This is a genomic window from Hydrosulfovibrio ferrireducens (assembly GCF_046883345.1).
In the GTDB taxonomy this organism is placed as follows: domain Bacteria; phylum Desulfobacterota; class Desulfobulbia; order Desulfobulbales; family Desulfurivibrionaceae; genus Thiovibrio; species Thiovibrio ferrireducens.
The window spans coordinates 143,815-162,457 of the sequence record NZ_JALKCW010000010.1 but is presented as its reverse complement, the minus strand read 5'-3'; the positions used below and the strand labels follow the sequence as shown (position 1 = coordinate 162,457).

General features: G+C 57.3%; 17 protein-coding genes. 3 read left to right on the top strand and 14 right to left on the bottom strand.

What is annotated here, in order from left to right:
* Window positions 1–6 precede the first annotated feature (6 nt).
* From MWR57_RS04265 to purD, 5 genes are all read right to left on the bottom strand, one after another.
* Window positions 7–849, bottom strand: coding sequence for an HDOD domain-containing protein (locus tag MWR57_RS04265; RefSeq protein ID WP_423123546.1), 843 nt, complete (start codon window positions 847–849; stop codon window positions 7–9).
* Between the two features lie 68 nt (window positions 850–917).
* Window positions 918–1,244, bottom strand: a complete 327-nt coding sequence (locus MWR57_RS04260; protein WP_423123545.1) for an Hpt domain-containing protein — start codon at window positions 1,242–1,244, stop codon at window positions 918–920.
* Window positions 1,245–1,434: 190 nt separating this feature from the next.
* The gene (locus tag MWR57_RS04255; protein WP_423123621.1) at window positions 1,435–2,073 is read right to left on the bottom strand and encodes an L-threonylcarbamoyladenylate synthase; all 639 of its coding nucleotides are present in this window, start codon (window positions 2,071–2,073) and stop codon (window positions 1,435–1,437) included.
* Window positions 2,066–2,554 (bottom strand): 5-(carboxyamino)imidazole ribonucleotide mutase, encoded by a 489-nt coding sequence (gene purE / locus MWR57_RS04250; RefSeq protein WP_423123544.1) that lies wholly within the window; start codon window positions 2,552–2,554, stop codon window positions 2,066–2,068. Before purE ends, MWR57_RS04255 begins: the two co-directional genes overlap by 8 nt.
* Before the next feature lie 204 nt (window positions 2,555–2,758).
* On the bottom strand, window positions 2,759–4,033 hold the full coding sequence (gene purD, locus MWR57_RS04245; protein ID WP_423123543.1) for a phosphoribosylamine--glycine ligase: 1,275 nt from the start codon (window positions 4,031–4,033) through the stop codon (window positions 2,759–2,761).
* Between the two features lie 379 nt (window positions 4,034–4,412).
* On the opposite strand from purD, the gene MWR57_RS04240 reads away from it, so the two are divergent.
* Window positions 4,413–5,000 (top strand): TetR/AcrR family transcriptional regulator, encoded by a 588-nt coding sequence (locus MWR57_RS04240; protein ID WP_423123542.1) that lies wholly within the window; start codon window positions 4,413–4,415, stop codon window positions 4,998–5,000.
* A 90-nt stretch (window positions 5,001–5,090) separates the two neighbouring features.
* On the opposite strand, the gene greA is transcribed toward MWR57_RS04240, so the two are convergent.
* From greA to MWR57_RS04220, 4 genes are all read right to left on the bottom strand, one after another.
* A complete protein-coding gene (gene greA / locus MWR57_RS04235; RefSeq protein WP_423123541.1) occupies window positions 5,091–5,576 on the bottom strand; it encodes a transcription elongation factor GreA in 486 nt (161 codons plus the stop codon).
* 219 nt (window positions 5,577–5,795) lie between these two features.
* A complete protein-coding gene (locus tag MWR57_RS04230; protein ID WP_423123540.1) occupies window positions 5,796–9,929 on the bottom strand; it encodes a tetratricopeptide repeat protein in 4,134 nt (1,377 codons plus the stop codon).
* A 69-nt stretch (window positions 9,930–9,998) separates the two neighbouring features.
* A complete protein-coding gene (locus MWR57_RS04225; RefSeq protein WP_423123539.1) occupies window positions 9,999–11,192 on the bottom strand; it encodes a DegT/DnrJ/EryC1/StrS family aminotransferase in 1,194 nt (397 codons plus the stop codon).
* Between the two features lie 49 nt (window positions 11,193–11,241).
* The gene (locus MWR57_RS04220) at window positions 11,242–12,219 is read right to left on the bottom strand and encodes a sigma-70 family RNA polymerase sigma factor (RefSeq protein WP_423123538.1); all 978 of its coding nucleotides are present in this window, start codon (window positions 12,217–12,219) and stop codon (window positions 11,242–11,244) included.
* Between the two features lie 250 nt (window positions 12,220–12,469).
* Here MWR57_RS04220 and lepA point away from each other — a divergent pair, with 250 nt between their 5' ends.
* Entirely contained in the window at window positions 12,470–14,263 is a 1,794-nt protein-coding gene (gene lepA, locus MWR57_RS04215; protein ID WP_423123537.1) for a translation elongation factor 4, read from the top strand.
* Window positions 14,264–14,283: 20 nt separating this feature from the next.
* Here the strand turns inward: lepA and MWR57_RS04210 are convergent, their stop codons facing one another.
* From MWR57_RS04210 to MWR57_RS04190, 5 genes are all read right to left on the bottom strand, one after another.
* A complete protein-coding gene (locus tag MWR57_RS04210) occupies window positions 14,284–14,568 on the bottom strand; it encodes a hypothetical protein (protein ID WP_423123536.1) in 285 nt (94 codons plus the stop codon).
* Window positions 14,569–14,643: 75 nt separating this feature from the next.
* Window positions 14,644–15,225: a ribosome biogenesis GTP-binding protein YihA/YsxC gene (gene yihA, locus MWR57_RS04205; RefSeq protein WP_479723943.1), complete on the bottom strand. Its 582-nt coding sequence runs from the start codon at window positions 15,223–15,225 to the stop codon at window positions 14,644–14,646.
* A gap of 235 nt (window positions 15,226–15,460) precedes the next feature.
* Window positions 15,461–16,333, bottom strand: coding sequence for an ATP phosphoribosyltransferase (gene hisG / locus MWR57_RS04200; RefSeq protein ID WP_423123534.1), 873 nt, complete (start codon window positions 16,331–16,333; stop codon window positions 15,461–15,463).
* A complete protein-coding gene (gene hisI / locus MWR57_RS04195) occupies window positions 16,330–16,707 on the bottom strand; it encodes a phosphoribosyl-AMP cyclohydrolase (RefSeq protein ID WP_423123533.1) in 378 nt (125 codons plus the stop codon). The genes hisG and hisI overlap by 4 nt, the downstream gene beginning before the upstream one ends.
* Before the next feature lie 26 nt (window positions 16,708–16,733).
* On the bottom strand, window positions 16,734–16,907 hold the full coding sequence (locus tag MWR57_RS04190) for a hypothetical protein (RefSeq protein ID WP_423123532.1): 174 nt from the start codon (window positions 16,905–16,907) through the stop codon (window positions 16,734–16,736).
* 232 nt (window positions 16,908–17,139) lie between these two features.
* On the opposite strand from MWR57_RS04190, the gene MWR57_RS04185 reads away from it, so the two are divergent.
* Window positions 17,140–18,642 (top strand): hypothetical protein, encoded by a 1,503-nt coding sequence (locus tag MWR57_RS04185; RefSeq protein ID WP_423123531.1) that lies wholly within the window; start codon window positions 17,140–17,142, stop codon window positions 18,640–18,642.
* Window position 18,643 lies beyond the last annotated feature (1 nt).

The window sequence follows — 18,643 nt, the reverse complement described above, 5'->3', positions numbered from 1 at the left end:
AGCGTTTCACTCGTCCGACTCGTACAATTCTTTGGCCTTGGTCATTTCTCCAGGCAGATCCCTGATAATTATTTTGTAATCCGCCACCTTTTCCTTCACATGCTCGGTCAACTCCGGGGGCAATGGCTCGATGGGTCCGGGGATGGCCCAATACTGCATCTTTCCGGCCATGAATTCCGCCAGTTGCAAAATGCTGCCGGTACTGGAAACGGATTTCCCCTGCTTGGCAAGATGATGCGACTTGACGGAGCCGAGCACCTCCTGGGGCAATCCCCAGTCCTTGGTAAGAAGATAGCCCACCTCGGCATGATCGGCGCCAATGGCATTGCGTTCGCACTCGATCAGGGTCCCCTTTCCCTCCCTGTAAGCCTTACAGGCTTCGCGCAGCGCCTCCCCGGCTATCTGATTTTCAACAATAAGCCCGATGTCATGGATGATGCCGGCCAGAAAAACATCCTCGCCGTCTTTGCCGAAAATACGCTTGGCAATCATTCCCGAGAGGATGGCCACGGTGGCGGAATGCATCCAGAGTTTCGGCGCCGAAAAATCAGCATTCTCGCCCTTGAACAGCCCGCGCAACCCTTCAACCGCCACCAGATTGCGGAGCTGCTTCATGCCGGCGAAAACCACGGCCTTGGAAATAGATTCGACTTTTTGGGAGAGGCCGAAATAGGGGCTGTTGACAAGACGCAACAGCCGGGTGACCAAAACAGGGTCGAGCTTGATGATCTCTTCAAAATCCTGCATGGTACTGCGATCGTCATTGACCAGTTGGGTCACCTTGATCGCCACATGCGGGAGCGTTTTCAGTTCGGTGAATTTCCGAAGTATTTCTTTGGCGCTGGGCATGGTTCAGTCAGAGAAATTCAGGGAAGATCTTGTCCCTGCAACAGGAGGCCTTTCTACTCTGGTCACTTTCATTGCCGTTCGGCAAAGGCCGCGAGAAGATCGGCAAGCTGGGCGGCGAGCTCCCTTCCCTGGGATAGATCGCCGGCCCGGCCTTTCTTTTCAAGCTCGGCCGCGATCTTGCGCACACCTTCCACCCCGAGGCTGGCTGAGGCGCCCTTGATGCTGTGCGCGGCATCAGCCACGGCCACGGCTTTTTCCGCGGCAAGAGCGTCGTTGATCCGCGCCAGATCAGAGGCGGAAGAATCGCGAAACAGCACCAAAAGTTCCGCCAGCATCTCTTCGTCGTCTCCGGACTGCTCCAGGGCGAAATCCCTATCCCACTCAAGGTCTGCCATATCTGTTCCTTATCATAAAATTGGTGGCCGCCACAGCCGGAAAACAACAAGGAGGCGACGACGCAACATCATTAAAACCACGATTGCGGCTCATTGGTATCATACAGAAAGTGCTGCCGATCAGCAAATGTATAAATGGGAAAATTTCGCGCCGTATTTTTTCTCCTGCGAACCGGGGAGAAAAGCACTCCTATGCTTCGATCAAGGCCGCCTCTATCCGGGCAAAAGGAATGACCCCGGCCCTGAGCAGGCGGATCTTGCCCTCCTGATAGCCAAGGAGGGTCGAACCCTGACCACCTGGAGTCAGCCCGCCGTCAAGAACAACATCCACCTCCGGACCCAACTGCGCAAACACGCCGTCGGCAGCCACCGCCGCGGGTTGCCCGGAAAAATTCGCGCTGGTCGCCGTTATCGGCCGGCCAAAGGCCTTGACAAGTTTCTGAGCCACGGGATGGGAAGAAACCCGCACCCCAATGGTGCCCCGGGAGCCGGTAAGCATCTCCGGCAAGGATTGAGCCGCTGGAAAGACAAGGGTCAATGGCCCGGGCCAGAATCTTTCCATCAGCAGAGGAAAGAGGGGGGGAATCGCCGCGACAAGACGGGTAAGTTGGGAGGAATTGTCGATAATCAACAGGACCGGCTTGTCGGGAGACCGTCCTTTCAGGGCAAAAAGACGGGACACGGCCGCCTGATTGAAAGGATCAACCGCCAGCCCGTAATATGTTTCCGTGGGAAAGGCGACAACCCCTCCCGAGCGAAGAACCGCACAGGCTTGGGCCAGGGCCTCTTCCGTCACAAGGGATTCCGCCACGGTTTCCCTGTCACGCACTTCCAACGAGCCGTTGCGCCTTTTCCTCAACCTCGCGGGCCATCTCTTCTTTAAAGGCGACAAGCCTTGCCGCCAACCGGTCATCGGCAAGGGCCAAAATCTGCGCCGCAAGAATAGCCCCATTTTTCGCGCCGGCCTTGCCGATGCCCATGGTAGCCACCGGCACGCCCGGCGGCATCTGCACCGTGGAAAGCAAGGCGTCAAGGCCGTTTAGAGAAGAGGAGTCAACCGGCACCCCGATAACGGGCAGGGTGGTATGGGCCGCCAGAACTCCGGCCAGATGGGCTGCCATCCCCGCCGCGGCGATGATGATCTTCAGGCCGCGCCCCTTGGCGCTGCTTGCATATTCCAAGGCCCGCGCCGGGCTCCGGTGAGCCGAAGCCACCGTTATTTCGTAAGGGATATCCATCTTCTGCAAAAAATCCACGCACCCCTGCATAACCGGCAGGTCCGAATCACTGCCCATGACAATACCGATCATAGCTCACTCTCCTGTATGGTCGTAATCATTCCCCTGAAACAAAACAACTTAGACTATGTACGATAAACGTTCAGCAGTGCCGCTTCGCTGCTGCCGCAGATGCGTGTGTCAATTGTCGGCAGAAGTGCCGACCAAGAGGCCTGCGAAGTGTGCTATTGCACATGAGCAGGCCGATGACAAAGCAGATGCGGTGCTGCTGAACGTTTATTTTCGGTCCAAGGCCTTGCGGCCGATATCCTTTCGGTAGTAACAGCCCTCCCAGCCGATCTCCTCCGTGGCCTTGTATGCCTTGCCAATGGCATCCTGCACCGTGTCGCCGATGGCGGTCACTCCCAACACCCGGCCGCCGTTGGTGACGACCGCATCTCCCTGCCATGCGGTGCCGGCGTGAAAAACCACCACGTCCTTATGCTCCCCAGCCTTCGCAAGGCCATGGATGACCTTGCCGTTTTCATACTTGCCGGGATAGCCTCCGGCCGCCATGACCACGCAGACCGTGGGGCGCGGGTCGATCTCCAGGGATATCTCGGAGAGGCGGCCATCGATCACCGCCTCCATGACCTCCACGAGATCGGTTCTGAGCCGCATGAGCAAGGGCTGGGCCTCGGGGTCGCCGAACCGGCAGTTGAATTCAAGAACCTTGACCACCCCCTTGTCGATCATCAACCCGGCATAGAGCACCCCTTTATAGGGACAGCCTTCCGCAGCCAGTCCCTTGACCGTGGGCAGCATCACCGTTTCCATGACCTGGCGGTGCAGGGCTTCGGTCACCACCGGCGCAGGGGAATAGGCTCCCATGCCCCCGGTGTTCGGACCCTTGTCGCCATCAAAAATCGCCTTATGGTCTTGGGAGGTCGGCAGGGGCAGGACCGTCTCTCCATCGGTGAAGGCAAGAAAAGAGGCTTCTTCCCCGCAAAGAAACTCCTCGATCACCACCCGGCTGCCTGCCTCGCCAAAGGCCTTTTCCTTCATGAACAGGTTCACCGCCACCTTTGCCTCGGCAATGGTTTGGGCCACCACCACGCCCTTGCCCGCGGCCAAGCCATCGGTTTTGACCACCAAGGGAGCGGACTGCTTTTCCACATAACCGAGGGCCTCTTCCCTATCGGTAAAAGTGGCGTAAAAGGCAGAGGGAATATGATATTTTTCAAGCAGATCCTTCATGAAAACCTTGCTGCCTTCAAGGGTGGCGGCGTTGCGCCGGGGGCCGAACACCCGCAGCCCTTTTTCTTCAAAATAATCCACGATGCCCAAGGAAAGCGGGACTTCAGGGCCGATCACGGTGAGGCCAACCCCTTTCTGTTGCGCAAAGTCGGCAAGCGCTTCAATATCGGTGGCGCCGATCGCAACGCAGGTTGCCAGTCCGCTGATCCCGGCATTGCCCGGTGCGCAATATATCTCGGTCACCCTGGGGCTCTGCCGCAATTTCCAGACCAGGGCATGCTCCCTGCCGCCCGAACCAACAACCAGAATCTTCATCAAAAATCTCCTCGGCTTGTTCCTGAAATAATCTTTTATCCCCCCGGAGTCATTGGGAAATACTCAAAAACCGGAGGGCTGCATTTTACCCCAAAACCGCAGGACAAGAAAGCATTAAACCGTTGCGATGCATAAATGTAACACCTGGAGAACCAAAACCGCGATAGGATTCCGTCCCTTACCCGCGGGCAACCCCGCGGTTCCCGTCGTCGCCCAACAATTCCCTGCGCCTGCCGGCAAAAATCCTTACTTTCTTCAGAAAAAACTTTTGCCTTGACACCCGCTCCTTCCCCTTCTATGATAGGCCGAAAAATGAATGAATACACATTCATAAGTCAACCATCCCACGACCGTCACCTCTACGTATCCTGCTGACTCCATGAGAACATCGGACAAACATTCCAAGATCATCGAAGCGGCCATCACCGTTTTTGCCAGAAAAGGGTTTTTCAGCGCCCGCATTTCCGACATTGCCAAGGAAGCCCAGGTGGCCGACGGGACCATCTACCTCTATTTCAACAACAAGTACGACATCCTTATTTCGCTCTTTGAGGAAGAGATCGGCAAGATCATCCTGGAGGTTAAACTCCTCCTGGAAAAAGAGACCGATCCCCGGAAGATGCTCCACATTTTTGCCCTCCACCACATGCAACTCATGGAGGAGAAAAAGGAGCTTGCCGAGGTTTTGCAGATGGAGTTGCGCCAGAGCAACAAGTTCATGAAAGAATACAGAAATACGAAGTTTATTGAATATGTGGATGTGGTCTCGGCCATTATCCACAAGGGCCAGGAAGAGGGGGTGTTCCGCAAGAGCCTCCTGCCGGGCGTATTCAAGCGGGCCTTTTTCGGGGCGCTGGATGAAACCTCCAGGCTCTGGGTTCTATCGCCGCACCACAGCTACACCATCGACGAAGCGGCCCGACAGATCAGCGATATCTTCATTTCCGGCATTATGACGGACTCGTAAAAAAGGCCACAGGGACTTTTTAAAGTTCCGAGTGCTGAGTTCCGAGTGCTGAGTTCCGAGTGCTCGGTACTTTGCACTCAGCACTCAGCTTTAAGCCTGCTCCGGAGGCTTGATCTCCATGACCTCCAGTTGCCGCACCCCGCCCGGGGTTTTCACGGTGATCTCATCCCCCACGCTTTTGCCGATCATGGCCCGGCCGATCGGGGAAAGCACGGAAATGCTGCCTTTGCTCACGTCCGCCTCCAATGGCCCCAAAAGCTGATACCGGATCTCGTCGTCCGTATCCAGATCGACAAGGGAGACAACCGTGCCAAAAACCACCCGGGAACAGTCCACGGCGGAGCAGTCGATAACCTCGGCCCGCCCCAGCTTGTCCTTGAGCTCCATGATCCGCCCTTCGATGTGCCCCTGACGCTCCTTGGCCGCATGGTATTCGGCATTTTCCTTCAAATCGCCGTGCCCACGCGCTACCTCGATCGCCTCGATGACCGCGGGACGCTCTTTCTTCTGCAGCCGATCAAGCTCCTGACGCAATCTGGCATATCCCTCCTGAGACATGGGAATACGCTCAACCATAACATCCTCCTTGCCAGACAATAAAACGCTATAAAAAAAATGGCCGTTTTCCCGGCAGGCAATCGCAGCAGCGATCGCCCCGGTCTAAACGGCGAAAATATCCATCAACCCATCAACGCCAGCGCACTCCGGTATCCGGAGAGGCAGGACAACAGCAAACCATTCAATTAGCACACGACAAAAAAGATTGCAAGGGAAAGCGGGCCGGGAAAAGCAGGGCTACCAGCGGTAAATGGCCGAAAGAAAAAACTCCTTGGCCCGGTAATCAGGGCCTGAGGTCAATTCCGTTGTCGCGGAAAAAATGACCTGCGGGGCATATTCCACAAAAAAGCCTCCCTTCCAGGTTTGCATGGCATACCCCATCTCGTCATAGACCACGGCATACTCAAGATCATAGTACCGGGGAACACCGCGCCGGAACTGATCATCGGAAAGCTGGTGCCTGAAATACAGGCTGAAGCGGTTCTGCCAATAATTCATCGGCGTCCAGTACGGGTGATCGGAGGCGCCAAACCCATCCGCCAGCAGAACTCCGTCGCCTCTGCCCGACACGGTGTCCTTAAAATCGTAGGTATAGCAAAATTTCAAAAATGCCGGATCAAGAAAAAGCAGGTAGGCCGCCCACACATCATACCCTTTCATGGTATTATTGTCGGAAAAATCAGTGTAAAGATACCCGCCTCCCGCCTGGACGCTGGGAACCATGTCCACGACTAAATCCGCCCGATAGTCCTGCTGCACGATATTCCGACCCAGGCTGGCCAGGGTGTCGTGCTTGACATCCCGCCCATAGGAAAGAATGCCGGTCAACCGGTCTCCCAGACGCCCCTCCGCGGCCAGCTCAACCAGGGCGGTGTCGGGCTGGCTGTTTTCCAACAACTCCGCTCCTGCTCCACCGCGCAGGAGAAGCTGCTCATTGATATTGGCCGCGTAGGAAACAAAGGCGCGGTTTCCACGAATCTTGCCGGTGCCGCCGGGATCCTGGTAGTCGAGCCGAGCAAGATCCACCGCCACATCATGCTGCAGATAGGGCGAGTATTGCAGGCTGGCCCCTTCCCAGCTTTTCCTGATCGCCTTATAGCCTTCCCTGCCCTCCTCCCGGAGATAGCCATACCCCAAAGCAACCCTGGGTTGGCGCTTCAACTCGTTTCTCTCTCTGGCCTCGGTCAAACCAGGGAACTCCCCTCCGGCGGCGCGGATATCCTCATACAGCGCGGCTTCATGCCCCAACTGCCCGAACCGGCTGTAAATCCCGGCCAAATCAAACTGCAGGGAAGCCTCCGCAGGATATTCCCGCAACAACTTCTTAAAATAATTTGCCGCAGCCAGATACTCGCGCCGGATCACGGCCTGCCTGGCGGTTTTTTCCAGGGCAAGCTGCTTCTGCCAGCGGTATTGGGCGTAAAACGGAACGGCCATCCGATTCAACGCCATTGCCCTTTCCCCGGGTTCAAGCACGGCCGTGGGCGTCATAAGCCCATCGATCACGGTTTGCCTGGCACTCTCGGCCACGGTCAACCGCGTCCACACACCAGGCTCTTCGGGCTGCGGCAAGGGAACCTTCCGCTCCCGCGCCAGAACAGCGATACTGTCCGCCACCGAGGGCTGAAGAAAACCATCGTACATGGCCACGCTCTTTTCCCACTCATGCTCGGCCCAGAGTATTCGCGCCTTGAGCAAGATCATGTCGGGGCGCAACGTTCCCTGGGGAAAACGTTCCGCCACCGCCCTGGCCTCGGCAAAACGGCCATGGTGGAAAAGCAGATGGGCAAGACGCACAACGGCAAATTCCTGCTCCGGAAAATCCCTGACGATACCCTGCCAGAGTTCAATAGCCGGGCCGACCTCACCGTTGGCCTCCCGAGCCGAGGCAGCCAGGGAACGGATGGCGACGGATTCAGGATATTGCCGGCCAGCCAGATCCGCCCTCTCGCATAGCTCCGCAATCAGCCCTTCTTCCGCCATGGCCTGCAGAAGATCAAGCACAAGACCTTGATCGTGGGCGGACTCCGTCAATATTCGCTGAACAAGCGCTTTTTCAGCGCCGCTCTTCCCTTGGGCGCGGTAAATCCGCAACAGAAGCAGGCCTGCCTCCGGCTTGCCCCCCTGACCAGACACGGGTCCGGCCACCTCCTCGGCCGCGCCATACTGACCATCGGCCAGCAAGAGCCGGGCGAGCAACAGCTTGTTTTCCGTGGTCTCGGGCAACTCCCTCACCACCTGCCGGGCGAGCTTGACCGCATCCCCGGTCGCGCCTTCGGCCGCCAGCAGCCGTGCCCACAGCAGCCTCGGGTCAGAGACTTCTTGGGCCAAGGGCCCTATCATCCGGGCTGCTCCGGCTCCCTGCCGCGCGACATTGCTGTCCTGTTGCGCCAACCGCTCAAGCCAGACCCAGGCTTCGGCAAAATGCTTTTCTTGAAGAGCCAAGGCAAACAAGCGGCCAAGAACGGCCCCATCCCGCGGATAACGAAGATAGGCCTGCCGCAAAACCTGTTCCGCCTCATAGGGCAAACCGTTCTGCCGGTAGATCTCGGACAGGCCGAGAAAAGCAGCCATGGTCAGATCATCGCCAACCTGATCCTGTGCAAGTATGCCGGTGTAGTATTCCCTGGCCGCACCCTGGGCGGCTGCCGCATTCAAAGCCTTGGCAATGCGCAACTGCGTCTGCGGAGAGGCGTACAGCTCGGGGAATTTTCCCTGCAGCCGGGCCAGATGGCTCTGGGTTTTCCGCAGCAGACCAAGCCCGCCTGCCAACTGGACGCAACGCAGCCGGAACCCTCCGGTTGCGTCAGCCCCATCCAAAAGCTGTTCATACAGGGCCAGCGCCTTGGCTGATCGACCGAGCCCCTCACACGCCAAGGCTTGACCGGCCAAAACCTCGGGCGTCCTTACCCCGAGGGCTTCCAGCCGGGCAAAGATCTCCAGGCTTTGTGCCAGCTCCCCCCGGTCCAGGTACATGCCTGCCAGTTTTTTAAGAACCGTTGTGTTTCCCGGCTCCATTCGGAAGAGGACCTCAAGCACTTCGAGAAGTTTTTCCCGCCGCGCCAGATGGCCCCACATGGCGCTGGCCTCGTCTTCATTGCCGTTCGCCAGCAGGACCTTGGCCCGTTTGGCCAGGATCTCAGGATCATCGGGGGTGACCGCCAGGATTTGGTCATACAGGGCGATCGCCTCCCGCAACTCGCCGCGTGCCTCATAGAGTGCGGCGCCGCGCGCCAAATTTTCGAGGTCGGGCAGAGGCTCAAGTCTGAGGCTGCGTCCCAGGGCCATCCCTCCTGGCGTGTTCCCCAAAACGGCATGGATGTCGATTACCTGCCGCAGCACCTCTTTATCTTCGGGCTTGAGGGAGATATAACGTTCAAAATAGGCCAGGGCCTCGGGGAGACGGGCAAGGGAGGCATATATCTGCCCAAGGCGCTTGAGGAGCCGGGGAGAAGAGGGCTCCTTCTCAACGAGAGGGAGAAGATGGGCCAAGGCATCCTCTGCTTTGCCGCCCTTCAGATAATAGGCGGTCAACCGTTCCTTTGCCTCGGCACTCTTGGAGATGTGGGCCAAACGTTGCCAGTACTCAACCGCCTGGCTCTCAAGGCCGGATTTGTCATACGTCTGGGCTGTTTTAAGCAGGATTGCCGAGTCGGCCTGATTTTCCCGGGCCAGGACGGTGAAGTGCGCCCTGGCCTTGTCATAGGCGCCCATCTCGTAATAGAGATTGCCCAGCTCTTCCCGCAAGGCGAGCCGGGCCGGCTCCCGTTGGAGCAGGGTTTCCAGCATGGCCGCGGCCTCTCCTTTTTTTTGCTGGGCAAGAAGAACGGAAGCAGCTCCCCGCAAGGCCTGGAGATTGCCGGGCTCCCGTTGGAGAACTTTTTTGTACAGCGCTTCGGCCCGGGCGGCATTATTCCGCCCCCGGCTCACCTCGGCCAGCGCGAACAGATACTGCACATTCCGTGGAGCACCCTCAACCAGCAACTCAAGATGGGGAAGAACGCCTTCCTCACGCTTCAGTTGCAGAAGAATGGTAACCAATTCCCACCGGGCAGCCTCGAGTCCCTCTCGCAAGCTCAGCAACGCCTCATACACCGGCGCCGCCTCGACAAGCCTGCCGTTGCGGGCCAACTCCCGTCCCTGGTCCCACAAAGCCTTCCAGGCGACATCCTTGTCCTCCTTGAGTTGGATGGTTCGCGCCGGCACGACCTCCTTGCCCCGGGGCACTGCGAACTCCGCCGCCTGACCGGCCACGGGAAGGAGGAGAGACAAAAAGAGGCAAAAGGCTGACGCCCGGGCGAGGGTTCTCGCCCGGAGGACAATCGGGAAAAGGAGGACAGGAGAGAGAGAAAAACGCAATCCGATACGCATCAGCAGAGGTGTCCTTTTGGCAACCGTAAAAAGGACCGGCTTAAAAAGCAGACAAGAAATGGAACAGCGTTACCGTCTGTAAAATTCAGCAATCTTTTCCACGACAAAATCTTGCATCTCGCCCGTGAGCTCAGGAAAGATGGGCAAAGCAAGGGTCTCCCGCGAAGCTCGCTCCGCTTCGGGAAACGAAACATCCTCGTACCCCAGGCCGGCAAGGCATCCCTGCCGGTGGAGAGGAATGGGGTAATAGATCTCCGCCCCGACGTCATGGCTGTGAAGATGGTGGAGCAATCCGTCACGCTCCTTGGCCCGGATGACAAACTGGTTATAGATATGATAATCCTCCCCTTCCCCGGCCGCCTTTCCCTCGGCCTCGTACACCGCTTCGGGCAGAGAAACCGCACCGTTTTCCAGCAGGGTGGTTTGGGCGAACAGACTCCGATAGGTTGCGGCATTGCGCCGCCTTGCCCGGTGCCACTCGGGCAACCGGGAGAGCTTGATATCAAGAACCACGGTCTGGATGGGATCGATCCGGAAATTGCCCCCCACCACCCCGTGGTGATACTTGGGCGCCCCGCCATGTACCCGGATTATCCTGATCCGCTCGGCAAGCTCCGGATCGTTGCAGGTAATCAAACCGCCGTCGCCGATGCCGCCGAGATTCTTGCTGGGGAAAAAGGAAAAACACCCGGCCTCGCCCATGGAACCGGCCCGCTGCCAGACGGTCTGGCCGCCGCTCTTCATGGGATAGACAGCGCCGATGGCCTGGGCGGCATCCTCCACCACCGGCAGGTTGTACTGTTTGGCCAAGGCGAGAATCCGCCCCATGTCCGCGCATTGCCCGTAGAGATGCACCGGGATGATCGCCTTGATCCGCTTCTTCCCTTTAGCATCCTGGGCCAAGGCCTCGGTCATCCGCTCCGGGTCGATATTGTAGGTAACCGGATCGATATCGGCAAAAACCGGGCTTGCGCCCAGCCTGAGGATACAGCCCATGGTGGCGAAAAAGGAATAGGGCGTGGTCAACACCGCATCGCCGGGGCCGATGCCCAACCCCATGAGCGCGGCAAGCAGGGCATCGGTGCCGCTGGCAACGCCGATGCCATACCGGGAGCCACAGTAGGCGGCAACATTTTTTTCAAACTGCTCTACCTTGGGGCCGAGGATGTACTGGGTTGAATCAATGACCTCGGTCACTGCGGCAAGGATCTCGTCACGCAGGGGAGCCATCTGGCCATGCAAATCTAAAAGAGGAACGCGCATATGTCTTTTCCAGGTATCGTCGCAGACGGCGAGGGCGCCGGCCCAACGGCTATGAACGCCAGGGGTTGAGAAATTCCGCAAGGAAGTCCTTGATATCAGGCACTTCCTTTTCAAAATATTCCCGCATCTTTTTCAAGAGATTGGCCTCGATCTGCCGCACCCGTTCCCGGGAGATGTCAAACTTATCGGCAATATCCTGCAGGGTAAGGGGCTCGTCGCTGAGCAACCGATCGGCCAGGATAGCCTTTTCCTTGTCGTTTAGGGTCTCGCGCAGCTTGTCGAGAACCGTGCCCATCCACTCCTGCACTTCCTTTTCCGCCACCCGTTCTTCCACGGTGGGGCCGAGCATGGGGAGAAAATTCTTCTGCTCCTCGTCGGAGCCTTCCCGCACCGGACTTTCCAGGGAAACATCCCAGTTGTCCATGCGCTGGCTCATCTCAATGACTTCGCTTTCCTTGACATTGAGGCGCTGGGCCAGCAATTTGACCTCCGGCGCAAAGCCCTGCGATTCTAGCAGTTTTTTTTCTTTATTCAAGCTGAAAAACAGTTTGCGCTGGGCCTGGGTGGTGCCGATTTTGACCAGCCGCCAGTTATCCATGATGAATTTAAGGATATAGGCCCGGATCCAGTAGGCGGCATAATAGGAGAACTTCACCTGACGGTAGGGGTCGAACTTTTTCACCGCCTGCACCAACCCGACATTGCCCTCCTGGATGAGATCGAGGAAGTTCTGCATCCAGTACTTCTGGAAATCCATGGCCACCTTGACCACCAGCCGCAGATTGGAGGTGACCAGCTTGTAGGCCGCTTCCGGGTCGCCGGTTGCCTGAAAATGGCGGGCCAGCTCATCGGTCTCCTCACGGGTCATGAGCTTGTACTGGCTGATTTCCTGAAGATAGCGATGAAGCCCCGCATTGCCCAGGGCCGGAAGATTGTCATCATCGGGCAGCGCGACCAGGGGATGCAGCATTTCCTGCGCATCCTCTTCTTCATCGAGTATTTCAAGGACTTCCGGGTCTTCTTTCATGGGGGTTATTATTAATAGAACCGCGTCAAAGGTCAATCTCTTTCCACAGCGGCCTTCCCCTTCCCCGCCTCGCCGCAGGCCTGACACCAATCCCAAGGGGGCGTAATTCCTTTTTAAAATTGCCAAGGCTACCTTTTTATGATAGATAGCCTCTTCTGTGGGCTCAGGATATTTTTTCCGCCCATTTCCATGATTCTGATACAGTACAACCATTGCCCGACCGAAAAAACAGGACTTCCCCGGCTTGACCATGGAAAACATTCGAAACTTCAGCATCATCGCCCACATCGACCACGGAAAATCCACCCTGGCAGATCGCTTCATCCAGCTCTGCGGCATGGTTACCGACCGCCAGTTCCACGACCAGCTCCTGGACAGCATGGATATCGAACGGGAGCGGGGGATCACCATCAAAAGCCAGGCGATCTGCCTGCCGTACCGCGCCAAGAACGGCAAGGACTACATCCTCAACCTCGTTGACACCCCGGGCCACGTTGACTTCAGCTACGAGGTTTCCCGGGCCCTGGCCTCCTGCGAGGGAGCGCTGCTGCTGGTTGACGCGGCCCAGGGCATCGAAGCCCAGACCCTGGCCAACCTCTATCTGGCCATGGAGAACAACCTGGAAGTGATTCCGGTGATCAACAAGATCGATCTCCCCTCCGCCGACCCCGAAGGGGTTGCCCTGCAGATCGAGGAAGACCTGGGCCTGGACGCCGCCCACATCCAGTTCTGTTCGGCAAAAACCGGCAAGGGCGTCGATACGGTGCTGGAAGCGGTGGTCAATCTCCTGCCGCCGCCCACGGGCGACCCGGAAAAGCCGCTGGAGGCCCTGATCTTTGACGCCTTCTACGACCCCTTCCGGGGAACCATCATCTCCTGCCGCCTCTTTGAAGGACGGATCAAAGCCGGGGACACCATCCTCTTCATGTCCAACAACGCCGCCTACCGGGTCGAGGAGGTGGGCTTTTTCCGCCTGACCCGCGAACCGCAGAAAGAACTGAGCGCAGGCCAGGTGGGCTACATCATCGCCGGGATCAAGACCATCACCGACACCAGACCCGGCGATACCATCACCTTAAAAGACCGCCCCTGCGCCAAACCCCTGCCCGGCTTCCAGGAGATCAAACAGGTGGTGTTCTCTTCCATCTATCCCGTGTCCACCGACGACTACGAAACCCTGGCCACGGCCATAGAAAAGCTCACCTTGAACGACGCCTCCCTCTCCTTCCAGAAGGACTCGTCCACCGCCCTGGGCTTCGGTTTCCGCTGCGGCTTCCTGGGATTACTCCATCTGGAGGTGGTCCAGGAGCGACTGGAGCGGGAATTCGACCTCTCATTGATCCTCACCGTGCCTTCGGTGAACTACAAAATTTTCCTCAAGGACGGGACCATGAAAGAGGTGGACAACCCGGCCTACTACCCGGACCCGACCACCATAGAGCGCATCGAGGAACCCTTTATCAAGGCCACCATCCTCATCCCGGAGCGCTACATGGGGGTGGTGATGACCCTGTGCATGGAGCGGCGCGGCGAGAACACCCACCACCACTACCCCATGCCCGGCCGGATCGAGTTCACCTGCGAGGTGCCCCTGGCGGAGATTATCTACGACTTTTACGACCGGCTCAAATCCGTCACCCAAGGGTACGGCTCCTTTGATTACGATCTCCTGGATTACCGGGAAAGCGATCTGGTCAAGCTGGACATCCTGGTGAACGGCGAACGGGTGGATGCGCTCTCCCAGTTGGTGCACCGCAACAACGCCAGGGCGCGCGGGCTCCATGCCTGCGAGAAGCTGAAAGAGGAAATCCCGCGCCAGATGTTCAAGATCGCCATCCAGGCGGCGGTGGGGGGCAACATCATCGGCAGGGAAACCATCTCCGCCCTGCGCAAGGACGTTTTGGCGAAATGCTACGGCGGCGACATCAGCCGCAAGCGGAAACTGCTGGAAAAACAGAAGGCCGGAAAAAAGCGGATGAAAACCGTGGGCAACGTGGAGATCCCGCAAAGCGCCTTCCTGGCGGTGCTCAAGTCAGACCAGTAAGTGGGCCGAACAAACCACGCTTAATCCCTTCGTCCTGGGCATTGCGTGGCAAGCACACACTCAATCTTGCGCTCCATGATCTCCCGGACTTCCGCTTCGCTCAAGGCCGCGCTGTGCTCTTTTGAGATAAAGACGATGCAGTCCTTGCAGACATTGAGCGCGCTGCGGTAATCGTCCAAATCCTGGGCAACCTCCCAGCACGGCCTGGTCTCGAGGCCCTGCTTCCAGGCCAGACAGCTCTCTTCGCTTCCGCAGAGGGTAATCTGCCAACAATGCCATTCTTCCTGTATTATCATGGTGTTCATCCTCTTTACTCCCCAACAAAAAAGGAAAGCCTCAGGCCAAAAGCCAGCGGCGTTATCATCACGATCAGAAAAAAACTACCCCAAGAAGGTGGCGATTGCCGCCACTAAATCGTCCTTCCCCTCGCCGGTTTTCGCGGAAAAGAGCACCCGCTCCTGTTTGCCCAGGCCGAGGGCGGCATCGAGGCTCGCGGCCTGCTTGGCCTGCTCGTTGTTGGAAAGCTTGTCCCGCTTGGTATAGACGATGAGGAAAGGACGGCCCCGGCTCCTGAGCCATTCGACCAGTTCCCGGTCCTGGCTCTTCAGGAGATGCCTCAGGTCGATCAACACCACCACGCAGCGCAGGGTCGGGCTGTTGGACAGGTAGTCGGTCACCAGCTCCTGCCAGTCGTCCTGGAGTTTTTTGGAGACCTTGGCAAAACCGTAGCCCGGCAGATCGACCAGATAGAGCTTCCCGTCAACGATAAAATAGTTGAGGCTCTGGGTCTTGCCGGGACGGGCGCTGACCTTGACCAAACCCTTGCGGTTCACCAGCCGGTTGATCAAGCTGGACTTGCCCACATTGGAGCGCCCGGCAAAGGCGATTTCCGGCAGGGATTCCTCGGGCAGTTGCGCCATCTTGAAAGCGCTTTTCACAAATTCGATCTTCGCGTAATTCACGGCAGAGTCGGTCACATTTTCTCCCTGGCAACATGTAAACATTCAGCAGCACCACATCTGCTTTGTCATCGGCCTGCTCGCATAGGCGGGCTATAGCTCGCAGGCCTCTTTCGCGCATCTGCGGCACCGCTGAATGTTTACATTCCAGCGGTTGAGCCACGTTTCTCGTTTCTGGTAAACGAATATGGCAACACAGTCACCCAGTCTTTGATTGACAGCCCTGTCCGGATAAAAGTCAGATAACCTTGTTCAAGGAATATTCAATGATGCCTTCGGCGCCGTTTTTTAATAATCTCGGGATAAGATCCCGCACCTCGTGCTCGGAGATGACCGTTTCCACCGAATACCAATCCGAATGATACAAATGCGCCACGGTGGGCGCGTTCAGGCTGGGCAGGATGTTGATCACCTGATCCAGATGCGTCTGGGGCACGTTCATCTTGAGACCGACGATCTTGTCGGCCCGCAGCGCCCCCTGCAAAAGAAGAGCAATGTTCTCGATCTTCTCGCGCTTCCAGGGATCGGCCCAGGCAGCCTTGGAGGCGATGAACTGGGTGTTGGAGGTCATCAGCTCGTGGATGATCCGCAGTCCATGGGCCCTGATGGTGCTTTCCGTCTCGGTGACCTCGACGATGGCGTCGGCCAGGCCCGAAACGACCTTGGCCTCGGTGGCACCCCAGGAAAAGGAGATATCGACGTTGATGCCCTTTTCGGCAAAGAATTTGCGGGTGAAACCCACCAGCTCGGTGGCGATCTTCTTGCCTTCCAGATCCTCAAGCCGCTGGATGCTGGAGTCTCCCGGCACGGCCAGAACCCAGCGGGTCGGCCGCTTGCTGACTTTGGAATAGACAAGATCGGCCACCACCACGATGTCGGATTCGTTCTCGAGCGTCCAATCCTTGCCGGTGATGCCCGCATCCAGCACGTTCTTTTCCACATAGCTGGACATTTCCTGGGGGCGACAGATGGAGCAGGACAGCTCGGGATCATCCACCTCCGGAAAATAATTGCGGGAAGAGAGCTTGATCCGCCAGCCGGACTTTTCAAAAAGCTCGATGGTCGCCTTTTCCAGGCTGCCCTTGGGGATACCCAATTTCAAGATGTTCATTTGTTATAGACCTTCCCGGGATCAAAAACCGGCGTATCATTAACTTCCAGCCCGCTGCCCTGCACCTTCCTGAAAAAACAGCTCCGGTACCCCTTGTGACAGGCGGCGCCGCCCAACTGTTCCACCAGAAAAACCACGGTGTCTGCGTCGCAGTCGACCAGGATCTCTTTTACCAGTTGCACGTGCCCGGACGATTCGCCCTTGAGCCACAGCTTGTTGCGGGAGCGGCTCCAGTAATGGGCCTTGCCGGTTTCCAGGGTCTTTTGCCAGGACTCTTCATTGATATAGGCAAGCATGAGAACCTCCCTGGTCAGGTGGTCCTGGGCAATGGCAGGCAACAGGCCGCCTCCTTTGTCAAATCGCAGCACGCTCATAATTCTCCAACAACGGCAGGCATTGCTTACGTGCCCTCTCCGTCCTTATCCTCCGCCCCCTTATTTTCATCCCCGGCTTTTTCCCCGGCCAGAAAATGAATGAGACAGGCGTTTCTGAATTTGCAATATTCCCTGGGCCTTCGGCAGACAGCCATGCGGGAATCAACCTTTTCCGTATATTTTTCACAGAGCAGCTCCATCGTGCCACCTGAAAAAAACGCAAAATATGCCGATCCTTCTTTCTTGTCAAGTGGTTGCGGCAACGGCCGACATGGGGAAACATCCGCTCCGGCATGCAAAAAAAAAATTAACGTAGCATATCCTCTGAAAAAAGACTATTTTTTTAGGTTTTCGGCATCCGGTGAAATATACCTCCCTGGGCGCCACTTATTATTTTTTTCTCTGTTTTTCAGCAAGATAAAGCCGAACCCCATGATCACACCCGTATCCTTTGCCTCCATGCAGCCAAAACTGGACCAACCCCCGGTGGGGATGGACCAAGCCCAGGCCGCCACGCTTGCCCAGGCCGAAGGGGTTATCAGCCAGGCCAAAGAGGCTCTGGCCGCGCAAAAAAAGGAGACTCTCACCCTCTCCACCGATCCCCGCGTAACCCAGTGGCACGATTGCAATTTCAACGGCTATACCCGCATCCTTGAACTGCTCGACCTGCCCGGCGCCGTGGCCGAAGCCAGGGACCAGCATCCGGAAAAAGCCTCGCGAATCCTCCGGCATATTGAAAAATGCGAAAACGAACTTGGCGCCCTGGATATCGATATCCGCCGCAACACCATCCAGCCCTTCAAAGCGGTCAGCCAGGCGCAAACAATTGTAAAAGAATGCGCCACCTATCAGAATACCGTGAAAAACTGGCGAGCCCAGATCTCCCTTTTGACCGAGGCGGACAAAACGATTCGAGAACGGCTCTCGCTAAGCGGCTTGCTCCCCCTGACCAATGCGCTCAACAGCCGAACTGCATCAATGGTGACCGAAGGCTACAATTTTTACCGCATGGTCAAGGATGCAAGCGGCCAGAGCGAAACCCCTTCTTTCCACGACTATCATGCCCAGGCCATTGACCTGGAAAAACGGATCCGCAACATTGACCTGAACAGCCTCCCTGGGCTCGCGCGGACCATTGTCAAACACACCCTCCAAGCGGCAATGGCAGCCACGGATCAACTCAAGGAATTCATTGAATTTTTCCTGAAAAATCTCCCGGGAGAGATCCGGGCGGTTGATACGCTTCAGCAGGAAATTCTCGCCCTGCGGGACACTGCAGCACCGGAAATTCTGGCACAGATCGAACCTCTCACCGCCAACTTAGCCAGAAACCTGATCGGCCTGAGAAACAAAGCGCAGAACCTGAAACAGATCCAGTTTCTCCCCATTGTTTTGGAAGAAACCCGAACCCTGCATTACACCATAAAAAACACCATCCTCCCCGAAATGACCCGCCAGATCAAGGAGCCGGGCTCTTTGGTAAACCCCAACACGGTTGCCGCCGAGAAAGCCACCGATTTCTTCATGGGACTGAAAGGGTTTGTCCGCGCGGTCAAGCTGCTTTTCAGCGCCGCCGGAGGGCAGAAGGCCATAAAATCCGAGGATCTGCACCTCATCCTCATTGACATCCTCAACACCTGCGACACCTATTATGGCAACACCAAGGCAGACGTTGCCAGACTGAACATCTTTCTCGAAACCAAACTCCGCGATTTCGAGCAGCCCTTTCCCTACGAAGGGCTCTTTCGGACGGCCAAAGAAGCCATCAGCACCTACGGTTCCAGGTTTGAAAAAATGCTCTACGGCTTTGAGACCACCGATTTCAGCTCCGACGATGCGGAGGAAAAGCCCACCCCGGCGCACAAGACCACGGTGGGACGCCTAGTCGCCAAACTGGAAGTGCGCACCGCAAACCTCGAAAGCGCCAGAATCTGAC

What these genes read in the sequence shown, in the direction of transcription:
- MWR57_RS04265 (WP_423123546.1), bottom strand. Translation starts at nt 849, where the DNA reads ATGCCCAGCGCCAAAGAAATACTTCGGAAATTCACCGAACTGAAAACG.
- MWR57_RS04260 (WP_423123545.1), bottom strand. Translation starts at nt 1,244, where the DNA reads ATGGCAGACCTTGAGTGGGATAGGGATTTCGCCCTGGAGCAGTCCGGA.
- purE (WP_423123544.1), bottom strand. Translation starts at nt 2,554, where the DNA reads ATGATCGGTATTGTCATGGGCAGTGATTCGGACCTGCCGGTTATGCAG.
- purD (WP_423123543.1), bottom strand. Translation starts at nt 4,033, where the DNA reads ATGAAGATTCTGGTTGTTGGTTCGGGCGGCAGGGAGCATGCCCTGGTC.
- MWR57_RS04240 (WP_423123542.1), top strand. Translation starts at nt 4,413, where the DNA reads ATGAGAACATCGGACAAACATTCCAAGATCATCGAAGCGGCCATCACC.
- greA (WP_423123541.1), bottom strand. Translation starts at nt 5,576, where the DNA reads ATGGTTGAGCGTATTCCCATGTCTCAGGAGGGATATGCCAGATTGCGT.
- MWR57_RS04230 (WP_423123540.1), bottom strand. Translation starts at nt 9,929, where the DNA reads ATGCGTATCGGATTGCGTTTTTCTCTCTCTCCTGTCCTCCTTTTCCCG.
- MWR57_RS04225 (WP_423123539.1), bottom strand. Translation starts at nt 11,192, where the DNA reads ATGCGCGTTCCTCTTTTAGATTTGCATGGCCAGATGGCTCCCCTGCGT.
- MWR57_RS04220 (WP_423123538.1), bottom strand. Translation starts at nt 12,219, where the DNA reads ATGAAAGAAGACCCGGAAGTCCTTGAAATACTCGATGAAGAAGAGGAT.
- lepA (WP_423123537.1), top strand. Translation starts at nt 12,470, where the DNA reads ATGGAAAACATTCGAAACTTCAGCATCATCGCCCACATCGACCACGGA.
- MWR57_RS04210 (WP_423123536.1), bottom strand. Translation starts at nt 14,568, where the DNA reads ATGAACACCATGATAATACAGGAAGAATGGCATTGTTGGCAGATTACC.
- hisG (WP_423123534.1), bottom strand. Translation starts at nt 16,333, where the DNA reads ATGAACATCTTGAAATTGGGTATCCCCAAGGGCAGCCTGGAAAAGGCG.
- hisI (WP_423123533.1), bottom strand. Translation starts at nt 16,707, where the DNA reads ATGAGCGTGCTGCGATTTGACAAAGGAGGCGGCCTGTTGCCTGCCATT.
- MWR57_RS04190 (WP_423123532.1), bottom strand. Translation starts at nt 16,907, where the DNA reads ATGGAGCTGCTCTGTGAAAAATATACGGAAAAGGTTGATTCCCGCATG.
- MWR57_RS04185 (WP_423123531.1), top strand. Translation starts at nt 17,140, where the DNA reads ATGATCACACCCGTATCCTTTGCCTCCATGCAGCCAAAACTGGACCAA.